The sequence below is a fragment of the Bacillus niameyensis genome, assembly GCF_001375535.1.
Lineage (GTDB): Bacteria > Bacillota > Bacilli > Bacillales > Bacillaceae_C > Lederbergia > Lederbergia niameyensis.
This window is the reverse complement of record NZ_LN831197.1, coordinates 3799561-3812276: the sequence shown is the minus strand read 5'-3', so window position 1 is coordinate 3812276 and position 12716 is coordinate 3799561. Positions and strand designations below refer to the sequence as shown.

Annotated in this window: 15 protein-coding genes and 2 pseudogenes; all 17 read right to left on the bottom strand. The window is 38.5% G+C overall.

Annotated features, from left to right (window positions below; genetic code table 11):
* Positions 1–2 precede the first annotated feature (2 nt).
* Complete coding sequence (locus BN1243_RS17550) at positions 3–473, bottom strand: RpnC/YadD family protein (protein ID WP_230200246.1); 471 nt, start codon at positions 471–473, stop codon at positions 3–5.
* Between the two features lie 654 nt (positions 474–1127).
* Positions 1128–1355: a flagellin N-terminal helical domain-containing protein gene (locus tag BN1243_RS17540; protein ID WP_062109001.1), complete on the bottom strand. Its 228-nt coding sequence runs from the start codon at positions 1353–1355 to the stop codon at positions 1128–1130.
* Positions 1356–1383: 28 nt separating this feature from the next.
* The gene (locus BN1243_RS22760; RefSeq protein WP_230200245.1) at positions 1384–1539 is read right to left on the bottom strand and encodes a hypothetical protein; all 156 of its coding nucleotides are present in this window, start codon (positions 1537–1539) and stop codon (positions 1384–1386) included.
* Between the two features lie 9 nt (positions 1540–1548).
* The gene (locus BN1243_RS17535; RefSeq protein ID WP_230200244.1) at positions 1549–3105 is read right to left on the bottom strand and encodes a DUF4046 domain-containing protein; all 1557 of its coding nucleotides are present in this window, start codon (positions 3103–3105) and stop codon (positions 1549–1551) included.
* Between the two features lie 282 nt (positions 3106–3387).
* Positions 3388–4008: a hypothetical protein gene (locus tag BN1243_RS17530; RefSeq protein WP_062108997.1), complete on the bottom strand. Its 621-nt coding sequence runs from the start codon at positions 4006–4008 to the stop codon at positions 3388–3390.
* Between the two features lie 74 nt (positions 4009–4082).
* Positions 4083–4196 (bottom strand): annotated as a pseudogene (locus BN1243_RS17525) (flagellin); the annotation flags it as partial.
* A gap of 345 nt (positions 4197–4541) precedes the next feature.
* Positions 4542–5348 (bottom strand): flagellin N-terminal helical domain-containing protein, encoded by an 807-nt coding sequence (locus BN1243_RS22955; RefSeq protein WP_407638865.1) that lies wholly within the window; start codon positions 5346–5348, stop codon positions 4542–4544.
* Positions 5349–5661: 313 nt separating this feature from the next.
* Positions 5662–5868, bottom strand: a pseudogene (locus tag BN1243_RS17515) (flagellin N-terminal helical domain-containing protein); the annotation flags it as partial.
* A gap of 436 nt (positions 5869–6304) precedes the next feature.
* Positions 6305–6532 (bottom strand): carbon storage regulator CsrA, encoded by a 228-nt coding sequence (gene csrA / locus BN1243_RS17510; protein WP_062108987.1) that lies wholly within the window; start codon positions 6530–6532, stop codon positions 6305–6307.
* A 4-nt stretch (positions 6533–6536) separates the two neighbouring features.
* On the bottom strand, positions 6537–6974 hold the full coding sequence (fliW, locus tag BN1243_RS17505; protein WP_062108985.1) for a flagellar assembly protein FliW: 438 nt from the start codon (positions 6972–6974) through the stop codon (positions 6537–6539).
* Positions 6975–6992: 18 nt separating this feature from the next.
* Entirely contained in the window at positions 6993–7547 is a 555-nt protein-coding gene (locus BN1243_RS17500; RefSeq protein ID WP_062108983.1) for a DUF6470 family protein, read from the bottom strand.
* A 211-nt stretch (positions 7548–7758) separates the two neighbouring features.
* A complete protein-coding gene (flgL, locus tag BN1243_RS17495; RefSeq protein WP_062108982.1) occupies positions 7759–8634 on the bottom strand; it encodes a flagellar hook-associated protein FlgL in 876 nt (291 codons plus the stop codon).
* Between the two features lie 12 nt (positions 8635–8646).
* Positions 8647–10134, bottom strand: coding sequence for a flagellar hook-associated protein FlgK (gene flgK / locus BN1243_RS17490; RefSeq protein WP_062108980.1), 1488 nt, complete (start codon positions 10132–10134; stop codon positions 8647–8649).
* Between the two features lie 69 nt (positions 10135–10203).
* Positions 10204–10686 (bottom strand): flagellar protein FlgN, encoded by a 483-nt coding sequence (locus BN1243_RS17485; protein WP_062108979.1) that lies wholly within the window; start codon positions 10684–10686, stop codon positions 10204–10206.
* Positions 10687–10704: 18 nt separating this feature from the next.
* Positions 10705–11142 carry a YaaR family protein gene (locus BN1243_RS17480; protein ID WP_062108978.1) on the bottom strand — a complete coding sequence of 146 codons (438 nt, stop codon included), beginning with the start codon at positions 11140–11142 and terminating at the stop codon, positions 10705–10707.
* 289 nt (positions 11143–11431) lie between these two features.
* Positions 11432–12247: a flagellin N-terminal helical domain-containing protein gene (locus tag BN1243_RS17475; RefSeq protein WP_062108977.1), complete on the bottom strand. Its 816-nt coding sequence runs from the start codon at positions 12245–12247 to the stop codon at positions 11432–11434.
* Positions 12248–12269: 22 nt separating this feature from the next.
* On the bottom strand, positions 12270–12698 hold the full coding sequence (gene fliS / locus BN1243_RS17470) for a flagellar export chaperone FliS (protein ID WP_062108975.1): 429 nt from the start codon (positions 12696–12698) through the stop codon (positions 12270–12272).
* Positions 12699–12716: the final 18 nt, after the last annotated feature.

Below are 12716 nucleotides of genomic sequence, written 5' to 3'. Positions count from 1 at the left end.
AATTACTTCAACTCTTCTATTTCTTTCACTTTCTCCACACTTAATTTTGTAATATCAGCAATTAAATCTATTTGCAAGCCTTTCTTAAGCATTTCAATGACTAGTGTTTCTTTTTCGAGTTCTATCCCCTGCTCTATTCCTTGCTCTATTCCCTGCTCTATTCCTTGTTCTATCCCCTTTTTAAAACCCCTCTCAAAATATGAATTAGGTAAACGGAATAGTTGTTTTGCTTCGTCTTGCGGAAGTTTTGCAATTTCCTCCATCATGTTTTCTTCCTCCTCTTCATTTAATTTCAAGTAAGTTTCAAAAAATCCGTACAGTAATTCCGTTTTAGCGGGATTCAATTCCATTTTGCTTATCATTCGTAGAAATTCCAATTTCACTTGGATACGTTCCTCTTCCTTATATCCCATTTTTCTTAGAAGGACGGCTGCCACCGGATTATTTGTTTTGAGATAGGTTTTCCAATTCAATTTGATTAAATGTAGTTGTAAAAAATGGGAAACTTCGCTAAAAGGAAAGAGATAAAAAATATACGACTGTCAAATGGTGCTTTTCATTGTACTTAAATAAAAGAATAATATGTGTCAAGTTAATATAAGTTCACGTCAAGCTTTACTGCATTTATGATAAAGATAAGTTTGTATAATTTAATACTTACTTTCCCCACGAAGTTTAATCCTTTATTCTATAAGCTTACTGATCAATCTACGTAAAGTTCATTTAAGTTCATGTCAAGCTTAATCTTCGTTGCGTCAAGTAATGACTCCTTTTAGCCAAGCTATATCAACAAACCCACCAAAAACAAGGTGAAATCGTATTCACTTCTCCCTATTCCGGGTTAAGTAAATTTGTTACGCGTCAAGCTCTTTCCAGCTCGGGGCAAGTTACTATATTAAGGTATCTTCGTTTTAATCTTCATTAAGAAAAAAACCAGCATATTATAATTGCAAGGTTCTTATTCGGAGGGTCCGTCTTCTCCACTACACAATATATAATGTAAATTCGGATCTCTTTCGGATGAAGCGACTTTTTTAACAAGCTTCTTACTTTCAAGGTTTTTTAGGATTTGTCGTGCATACTGCGGGCTTTTCCCTAATGCATCAGCAAGTTGCTTTGTTTTTAACTTATCCTTTCCATAAGCAATTTCCATCTAAAATATTGCGATCTGCTTGCGTCAAACCTCGCGTTTGCGCTAGCATCTTCTCCGATATACTTAACCCCGCCGCATCATCAGCCGCTCGATTGATCCGTAAACCTGACGCTATCTTCTCCATAACCTTCGAGGTCTGCGTTACATTTCGAAGCTGTTGATTGTATGCATTAAGAGCTGGGATGTTGTGACTGATTCGCATGTGTAATCTCCTAACAAAAAATATCTACTTATATTATCGGAAGAAATGTTGAGAATTGAAATGGTGGACCGAATTCGTCAGCACCTAAAAAATACAAAACTGAGCCAATTAATCTTGCAATCTTTAGAATCCGTAAGTTTCTTTTTGCTTTCTTATTAGCGATAAGTAATTGTTTCTGCATCATTAATCAGCGTTATGATAAAGTAACGATACTTGTAGCCAGTCCTTTATCATTTAACAATCGCTCTAACTTTCCAAAGCCTTCTTCCTTAAAATCTTCTGGAAATATAGCTATAAACTTGTATTCCGGAAGAGTATTAAAATATTGTATCTTCCTTTCCGTTTTCTCATTGTATCCTTTAAACAAATTAGAATTATATAATCCAAAATATTCGACAATGTATTTATTTCTATTCTGTTCGATGATCCAATCGGGGATATAGATTTCACTCAACTGTTTATTGAAAAATCGCTCTTGTTCCCGAATGATCGTTGCGTTTAAAACCCTTTGTAGTAAGTAATTATGAATAACTAATTCTTCTTGTGAATCACAAATTTGACCATCATCCCCCACCAGTAATTTAAATTCCTCTGGATGAAAGTCATGTTCCGGAAAGCTCTCCATAATCCATTTATAAAACTTACTATCATAATGACGATCTACCATACTTATGAATCTAGGGAAATTCTTGCGAAAGTAACTTCGGTTTAATAGAGGGATCTCATCACGCTGTATTTGATTTGTTTTACAATAATTTCTTAAGGCATGGATACGGTTTTCCCTTTTATACCAGTATTTATTAGGCACACGGGAAAATTCAGTGATCGCAAATTTCCCCGGATAAACAGCATTTATAATTTCAATAGGAGAACCGTTATATTTATCAAGTAGTCCACCTAACCTTGCTTGCTGAAGTTTTTTCTTTGTTAAAAACATAGGTATATCACTTTCCGTTTTACCAGCATCGATTATTAATCGACTAATTACCTTTTTAATATTTTCGATATCGTCCCAATATCCATTCGGCAACATTTTAAAATCTTCAAGTGAATAATAATCGGGAAATAAGAAGGTAACAAATTTTGCTATATTGTTAGAATAGGATGACAAAACACCCCCAAAACGATATCGGATTAACATCTCTCTATTAACTTTTTTAGGTGCATCCTTCAAAGGTATATTTTCTTGTTGTAGCATATGGAGAAATTGATTCTTCAAAACAGTGATGTCTTTGTGATAATGATGAGGAACTTTCTTGAAGTCTGTAGCCTTGAAGGTGTTCGGATAAAGTTCACTTAACAATTTGTATGGAGAATCTCCGTATCGTTTAAGTGGATTTGCAAAACCCCATGTTAAAAGTAATTCAGAATTAACAATAGTTGGCAGTTCAGATAACGCTATTCCCTCCTGTTCTAACTTCCATTCCAAAAACTCTTTTACTCGATTTTTATCAGACCAATAGTTAACAGGAACTCGATAAAAATCCCATTCCCTATATTGACCAGGATAAACAAAATGGATTAGCCTTCGAATTGACTTAAAGCGATTTAAAGCACCCCATAATTTGTTTTCGTGAATAATCTCCCGATTAATTCGAGGGATTTGCTCTTTTGATAGCCGCAATTTGATTTCGAGGACATATCGAACTAAAATAACAACTTTGCGATCGTCTTGCCATGTACCTTTTGGTAAACCACGAATTTGTCCAGATAGCAGATTATAATATGTAGCAACTATTGGATTTTCCATAATTTCATTGTGAGATAACTTATTTATAAAATTGGTTTTCATTCCTATCACCCAATACAATTATACCATAACACCGGACAAATGTTCGTGAAATTTAATTAAAGACTTCAGTCCTTGCATCTGGCACTAAGACTATCTATCTTCACTTTCATCCGCCTTTTAATTGGATGGGATGTTTCTCCATTCCGACAAAAATAGACCTAAGTTTAAACTTTTTCATGAGTGAACAGTCTTTTAATTTTTTCAGATCATAGTATACGAGTCTTAGAGTTTGATATGTTATTATAAATCAATCAGCTCTGATAGTTTGGGGTAATCCTCAGGATATGGCAATACCGATAAATGAAAAATCAGGAACGTAAGATACTTATCTACGTGACTATAAAACTCTTTATATGTCCCTATCTCCCTATGTTTATAAGCATGGATTGCATTCCTCCTCTTCTGGACAAAGGTTACCCATTCATTAAACTCTTTTGCTGGTTCTGTATTCCAAATTCTTTTTTCAAAAAAGTTTTTGATTTCGTCTAGAAACATACTATCCGGCATCCTCATCTTTCTATTTTTGTTTTTCGCCTTTTCAAAATCTTCCTTATAATCTTCAATGTACACTGATAAAAACAATTTTAATGTACCCTCAACCAGTGATCCCAGATTGGCCCAAGCTAATATTAGATCTCCCTCATAACTGTCTTTACAATCATAGTTATTCCAATTTTTCAAAGAACATGATAAGGATACTTGTCTATCTAAACGGGCTTTTCCCAAGTATTTTACTGTTTCTACTGATGCCCACCCATTTGGATTGGACCAAAATTCCGCCATATGTTCATTAAGTTTAATTATGTTATTAACCGTTTCTAAGTACGTCTGCTTGTTTAATAGATGAATGGGAATTTCCATTTCTTTACTCCTTACTTCAAATATGATAAAAAGAGACCCTAGTAAAACTAGAGTCCCTTCCAAATAATCTAAAATTAACGAAGCAATTGCAATACTCCTTGAGGAGCTTGGTTAGCTTGTGCAAGCATTGCTTGAGATGCTTGAGCAAGAATAGAATTCTTCGTTTGTTCCATCATTTCTTTCGCCATCGTGCGAACATTTACTTTCATAAATGACTAGACTATATCTTCACCCTCTAGTGATCTAGTAGGGGTCGGGCACTTCGGATTCACAATGCTGATGGACATTGTTTCTCCTATGGATTTCATCATCTTAGCAAGGCCTTAGATGGTTTATCCTAGTCGTTGAACCTTCTCCACTCTTTCGAGATAGGAGCTTGGCTGCTGATTGCCCAATCTTTTCCTTTTTTCAAACCATCACGCTTGTCATTTCTAACTACGTTGTGGTAAGAAAAGCTCTAAGGGTTTTCCAGCAATTCACCCGATTATTATCTCTAGCCGTTACCAGCTAGGACGACTGTGCTTGTCACCGCCTTAGGCAGCTAAAGCATAATCAACGTCACGGATACGAGATTCCGCAGCTGTTAGGTTTTCGGAAGATGTTCCTAAGTTATTAATAGTGTGGTCTAATCTATTTTGCCAAGCACCTAAGGTAGACCTTTGTGCAGAAACTTCTCCAATAGCTTTATCGATTACCTTAATGGTTTGATCAAAACTAAAGTCAGCCGCTGATACATCTATTGCATTAATACTTGCTGGAATTGTACCAGTTCCTCCAGTTACGTCCTTGCCTAATGCACTAGCTTTCATATTATTAATACCAATATCTAATGTAGTATCACCATTGGCTCCTATTTGGAAAGATATTTGACTACCTTCCGTTACAATGGATGTCTTAGGAACATCACCCACAGCAGTAGTGGCAGAGAAACCCAATTTTAAACCAATTGCATCAAAATTTAATTCTGTTCCTGCGGCTACACTTGTTCCAATAGTGATAGTTTGTTCAACATCACCCAATTTTGCAGTTAAAGTAGCAGATGCATCCGCACCTGTTACGGTAAACTCAATAGTTTTTCCACTGCCGATTCCAGTAACATCAATAGATACACCAGCATTTTTCCAATCAGCGGAGGACACCGTTGTCGGTTTTACTCCCAATGAACCATCTAATAATGTTTTGGTATTAAACTCAGTCTTTTCTGCTATACGAGTAATTTCTGTGTTTAATTGTGTAATTTCTTTCTGAATCTCCGTTAAATCATCTTCATTATTTGTTCCATTATTAGCTTGAACAGCTAATTCTCTCATTCTTTGTAACATTGAATGTGTTTCATTCAATGCACCTTCAGCAGTTTGGATTAGAGAAATCAAATTTGTTATCGTAGTGGTTCTTTATCCGCTACTTCTTTATGTTTCCATAAAGTTCAGATCATATCTTCATCCACTTGGGATGCCCCGCGCTCGTGGGTGGGTTATCGGTCTGGTTCCTCACCACCTGATCGTTACACCTTCCTAACTACTTTCAACCATTTCATTAGGCTTGGCTCGGTATTGCCCACCATCCATCTATAAATTTGATTGGTTTGGGGTTCCACCGAATTCACGGAGTTGTTCATCTAAGTATTACTACTTAGAGCGGCATTTCTAGTTTACCGTCTTGTGCATTACGAGTTGCTTGATCTAATCCTTTAACTTGCGCACGCATTTTTTCAGAAATCGCTAGCCCAGCAGCATCGTCACCAGCACGGTTGATACGTAGACCAGAAGCCAATTTCTCCATTGATTTTGATTGTGCGTTGGAAGCAGCACCCAATTGACGGTGCGTATTCAACGCTGCAATATTATGATTGATAATCATTTGTTTTTCCTCCTTGAATGTACCACCCACATCCGTGTGGACGGTTTTGCATATTTTTTAGCGAATGCAGAGGGTCGGCCGCCCCTTGCATTGCTTACACTAGTTATATCGTCATAGTTCGAGATTGTTTAATAGTTTTCGATAAAATTTTTCGTCTCTTTTTTGGAACTGAAGTCCTGTTAAAGAACAAAAGCGCAAGCGCCTGTTTAGCGACGTACAAATTTAAAGACTTCTGACGAGATAAAGGAAACACGGCGAAGCATGAGCCGATGTTGACTTATCGTAGGAAGAAGACGTAAATTTGTACGTCGCTAGGCGCTGGAGCTGGACGACAAACCTTCCTGTTAGAACTTATCCACACGCTAAAATTTTATAATTTCCTGGTGTACAATAAAAAACTGTCCTCCATTTCTACGAGAACAGTTTGTTTCTACCTCTATTCTTTTTTCACCTTCGCCAATACCCCAAACAAATCCCCGACACCCTCAGATGCCTCTGCATTTTCTTCCTGAATTTCCACCCAAACTTCCTTCCGATGAATCTCGACGTTCTTCGGTGCTTTGATGCCAAGCTTTACTTGGTCGCCTTTTACCTGTGTAATCGTGATTTCAATGTCTTCGCCTATTTGGATCGATTCGCCTTTTTTTCTCGTTAATACAAGCATCCTGTCACCCCTTCACTGTTTGCCCAAAGAGCGGGGTTTTCGTTTTGTAGTTTTCGTCATTTAAAATCACTTGCTTCGCATGATTTGTTTTTACATTAACGATAATTGGCGCCTGCAGGTTCGCCGTTGTCTTTTCAAATGGATCGTGCACAGTTAGGATGACAAAAGCACTAACGTCCTCAGAACCACTAATCTCCAATTGCTCGACCGTGTTTTCATCTAATGAAAAATTATATTCCTTATAAAAGCTATAAGGATCAGCGATGACAAATGCCAATGCTGGTGTTTCGATTGATTGCAGTACAGAAACAGATGACATATCTGGCAATGGCAACAAGGTGAATTTCTTTTCATCTGGGAAACCAGGAATGCCCTTTTCAAAAGTTAAAATGGAATCTTCCTTGACTTTAACCTCGCCGTGATATTTCGTTTGAATCATCATTTGTTCACGCTCCATTTACTATTTGACAAAATCTATCTTAAGACTATTCCGCTGTCTCAAATGTACATTAACCTCGCCAGGTTGGTAAGAGATCACTGGTTTCCGCGTATTTGCATCAATGATCGGCTTTCTTGTTTGAAACTGAATATCTGTTTTTCCTTGTTGGTAATGCAATTTTACCGAAAATGGTGAAGGTACGTATGTAATGTTTAGCTCGGGTGGCGGAGGATTGGCGTTGCGCCGCGCTTGCTCGACATAGGCGTTTTGACCATTTTGAATTTCGATCATCTCGTCTCCTTCTCGAACCGTGCGAGCGATCCCTTCCATTAATTTTTGGCTTCCTCTAACAGCATTTTCCTTTACACGCTGAAAAATACCTTTTATATCCATTTCTTCCCATGCTTGTGACTGATCAATCGTTAATTTTCCTGGTGTTGTCCGCATTTTTATTTCAGCTTGAGGCTGTTTGATATGTAAATCAGCTTTAGGCTGCTGAATTGATTGCTTTATTTCTTTCGTTTCAATCCCGATTTTGGCGAATTGTGATTCCATTCGAATCTGTGGGACTTGCATAATTCTCATCCCCTTTCTTTCAAAAAAGGGATGTCCCGCTCGAGACAATCCCTTTTTATTTTATCCCGCTTTAACTGGCTGTAAGACCCCAACTTTAAAAGAATTCCCGATAAATTCTGGAAGAGTAAGTGGGGATCGACAGCCAGTAAAAGCCCGATTCGTTCAACTATCAATCAGTGGAGGGATGAAGCCCCACTGATTGAAGTTTCACTTATCTTAAAAAATCCATTAATGTCGGCTGAATAATGCTCGCCCCTACAGACATTGCTGCTCGATGGACAGCCTCTTGCGCTTTGAATTCCATAACGACTTTTTCAAACTCAATGTCTTCGTTGTCGGACATGATCCGCTTGGCGATGACTTCCTGATTATCGATCCGCTCTTCCATAAAGTCTAGGCGGTTCGTTCGCGCTCCTAGTTCAGCACGGCCTGAGAGCATTTTATTAGAACTTGTATCGATACGATCTAAAAGTCCGTCCAAGTTTTGCGAGTCTCCACTTCTTAGTGCTTGCTCTAAATCAGTTAGAACGTTAAAGACACTGTCTGCCCCAGTACCGAAGACATCTTCCCCTTGCATATTGACAGCTACTTTAATTCCTTTTGCCAGTTCAAATTCAACATTATCCTTCGTGAAATTGATTGTATCTCCGACAATAGGCGGATTCAATGTGTTCGTACCATTGAAGATATATTTATCGCCAACTTTGGAATTGGCAATTGTTTTAATATGATCTTTTAATTGGGCAACTTCTTCAGCAACTGCCTCTAATTGATCTTCATCATACGTTCCGTTACTCGCTTGGACAGTCAGTTCACGAATTCGCTCCATTGCTTTACCAGCTTCATCAATCGCGGAATCAGCTGTTTCGACCCAGTTCCGTGCTTCAGAGAAATTGCGCTTGAATTGTTCAATTTCAAGAACATTCGTCCTGTAAAACATTCCCTTCATCGCCACAACGGGATCGTCGGATGGACGTGAGATTTTCTTCTGGGTTTGCACTTGTTCAAATAGTTTATCAAGTCTCGAATAGCTTTGATTTATATTAAACATGACATTTTTGGCAATCATGCCATCTGTTACGCGCATTTAATATCCCCCTTATCTACCAACAGTTCCCATGCCGTTAATGATTTTATCAAGCATTTCATCCACAACTGAAATCATTCTTGCCGATGCAGAATATGCATGTTGGAATTGGATTAAATTAGAGAATTCTTCATCTAAAGATACTTCACTAATAGAACTTCTTGTTTTTCCAATCGAGTCAAGAAGCACGGTTGTATTGTACTCTAAACGGTTTGCTTGTTGCCCTTTAACCGCCATTTCGCCAATAATCCCTTCGTAAAAAGATTGAAGAGTTCCAGATTTAATTTGTAAAGTTCCAAGACTTTCAAGACCTTCCATAATTCCGTCTTTAATTACGAGGTCTTTAACATCGGCTAATGCTTGGGCATTATCGCCATTTCCGCTCTCCATACCTTGTAAAGCAGCTGCTACCTCGGAAGGTTCCTTCAATAGTACAGAAATTCTTCCGGCCGCACCTTCGTATGAAGTGCCGACATCGAAAAAGTCTTTACCTGGATCATCGTTCAAATCTTGTCCATTTTTATGTACTTCATTGAAGGCTTTCGCAAACGTAAAAGCATACTGATCAAGCTGGTCAAGCATCTCGGGATACTCTACTTCGTAGGAGCGGAACAATGCAGATAAAGTTCCTTTTCCTTCTCCAAGGCTCGTATGAGAGAAAGACTTTCCATTTAGAGAGAGGTTCTCTTTCGCATCATCCCATTTTAATTGTTGAGCATTCTTATCTTGCACAAGAAGAACTTTTTCCCCACCTAGCGTAATATAGACATTCTTGCCACCTTCTGCCATCGGTAAAGAATTTCCGCCATATTGGATACTTTCTGTTTCGATTGGCACCATTTTCGATAATTCGTCTAATATACGGTCACGTTCGTCATATAATTCATTCGGTAAATATCCATGTGGCTCAACTTCACTTATTTGCGAATTGACCGCGGCAAGATCTTGAGCAAGCGCATTGATTTTCGTAACAGACAGATCCATTTCTTTTTTCAAATCGTTCTTAATTGTTGTTAAAGAGGAATGTAAATACTGAAATGTTTCAGCAACAGAATGTCCCCGTTGAATGACAACTCTGCGGGCACCTTCGTTTTCTGCATTTGTTGTTAAATCTTGCAACGACTGCCAAAATTGAGCCATCGCTTTCGAAAGTCCATTATCACTTGGTTCATTCATAATTTCTTCCATTTGTTTTAATGATCCTGCCAGTGATTCATAGTATCCTAATTTATTATTTTCACCGCGATATTGTCCATCAATAAATGAGTCACGAATTCGCTGAATCGAACCATCTTGTACACCTGTTCCAAGTTGACCAGGAATATGCGGACGGTTCAAAGATGCGGACGGGTATGGAGTAGTTGATTCAAAGTTCACACGTTGACGCGAATAACCAAGCGTATTTTTATTAGCAATATTATTGCCCGTCACATAGATCGCACTTTGCTGTGTATACATGCCGCGCTTAGCTGTTTCTAAGCCCATAAAAGTGGAGCGCATTAGTTGTCCTCCTATAAGGTTATAAAAATATGAATTGTGAATGGGTAAATCCTACATTACTAGTACTACTTAAGCTTTCGAGTCAAAAACTGGTCTGTCCGTTCCAGGATACTCACTTGCTTCCTCTCGTGTTTTCGTATAGTTCGGAAGTTCTGGTTCTGGCGCCAGCATATCCAAATTCATATTGACGAATTGGAGTGAGTATTGTAGCAGCTGCTGGTTTAAGTCATTAGCATTTTGCAGTTCTTGTAAAAGTGTAGAAAGTTGCATTTGCAAATCGTTCAGTTTTTCGCGTTCGGGTTCCACCATCTTGCTAATTAGGTCAGACATTGTCATACCTTTTTCACCCGTCAACAGTTCCACGGCTTGTTCGCGGCTTCGATTCGCAATTTGAATCTCTGCTACGAGTTTTTGTTCTTCACGAAGCAATTTCCCGAGAGCTTGAATGTCGTTCTGTTTCAAAGCAGCCGTTTTTTCCAAAGCTACTTTGTGTAATTGTTCATGTAGTGTATATAGTTTTTCCATTGATTCAATAAGTGTCTGGGACGTCATTTCCAAGTCCCTCCCAAGTTAAGTATAGATATTAATGAGTAACCCTTGGATTTCTCCAACAAGACCAAGTATGTCGAGGCCTCTTTTTTCTTTATCAAGGACAGTATTTGCCAAATCAATGAGTTTCTTGTCGACTTCTTTGACGATTTTATATACTTTCGTCCGGCCGCGCCAATCAAGCCCGCGTTGTTCCTCAAGCTGAAGTCCATTTTTCACGGCATCTTCCATAAAAGATTTAACAAGTTGCTTATATTTTTTAAAGTCCTCAATTGTTTGGGATTTGGCAAGTTTCTGGCCTTGAGCTTCTATATCGGCCTGCATTTTCTGCATACGGTCATAAACGATTTGTTCGCGACCTTTCGCCATTACTTCAGTGAAACGGACAGACTCTGTCGCTTCTTTGCCCTTTTTCTGAACTTGATTTATGCCAGTTTTCTCAATTCGGCGTACATCCATAAAAAATCACTCCGCGTTGTGTAATCCTTTTTCGCTTATAGCGTGAAATACTCTCGTATAGAAAAAAATACTCTCGTATCGCGCGAAATACTCTCACATAGAAAAATTTACTCTCGTATAGCACGAAATACTCTCACATAAAAATAAATACTCTCGTATCGCGCGAAATACTCTCACATAAAAATAAATACTCTCGTATGGCGCGAAATACTCTCGTATAGAATTTTTTACCCTCATCCAAAAGCAAGTTCACGGAGCAACCAGTCATCCCACCGATTGCTCCCCCCTACTATTGCAATAACTGCAAGATTCCTTGTGGTAATTGGTTAGCTTGTGCAAGCATAGCTTGTCCAGCTTGATTCAATATATTGCTTCGTGTGAAGTTCGACATTTCCATTGCCATGTCAAGGTCACGAATACGTGATTCAGCAGCTGTTAAGTTTTCGTTTGCTGTTTGTAAGTTTGTTACTGTATGTTCGAGACGATTTTGATAAGCACCGAGTTCAGCACGCTGTTTTGAAACCTTATCAATTGCTGAGTCTAATGACTGAATAGCTTTTTGTGCTTCAGCACTTGTAGAAACTTTGAGTCCCTTAACTCCTAATGTAGTTGCGTCCATTGCTCCGATTTTCACGGTCATTTTATCAAGGTTATTAGGACCTATTTGGAAGTCAAAGCCAGCTGTTGTTTTCCCATCCAATAATTTTTTTCCGTTAAAATCAGTTTTCCCAGCTATTCGATCAATCTCTTCAACAAGTTGATCAACCTCAAGTTGAACTGCATTTCGGTCACTCGTATCCATCGTCCCATTCGCCGCCTGCACGCTCAACTCCCGCATTCTCTGCAAAATCGAATGCGTTTCGTTCAATGCACCTTCTGCTGTTTGAATCAATGATACCGCATCAAGGGCATTGCGTTCTGCCATGTCAAGGCCGCGAATTTGCGAGCGCATTTTTTCTGAGATTGCTAGACCGGCTGCATCATCTGCGGCGCGGTTAATGCGCAAGCCAGATGATAATTTTTCCAAACTTTTAGATGTACTTGCCATCGTTTGAGATAAGTTTCTATATGCGTTCAATGCTTGGATATTATGATTAATTCTCATTGTTCTTCCCCTTTTTAAAAGTTTATTCGCGTTCTGAGACCATGATATTTTTTTCGTAGGCGCTCGTTTTTCTTAATCGTTCGCGCTGGGCATCTGTATTATCCATATTCATCGCTTCTGTCCAGGCACTAGCCAGTTGTTCCATGATCGTTAAAACTTCCTGTAAAATGGCTACATCTTTTTTCAAATTGCCTTGGATCACTTGATTCGCCATATAATTATAGAGAGTATCGAGCTGATCAGCGATAATGCCGGCTCCATAATTTATACCAACACCGAGTCGGTGGATCATGTCATTTACTTTTTGTAGTTTTTCATTTGCTTCTGCATACTGTTTTTCTTCGATGCATTGAATCGCTTCTTGAAGCCGCTGAATACATGCTTCATAGAGATAAGCTGTTAGCTGTTGTGATGATTTTTGATAGAGTAATTCTTCTGATAAAAAATCCATCGAATTTTGCCTCCGTTC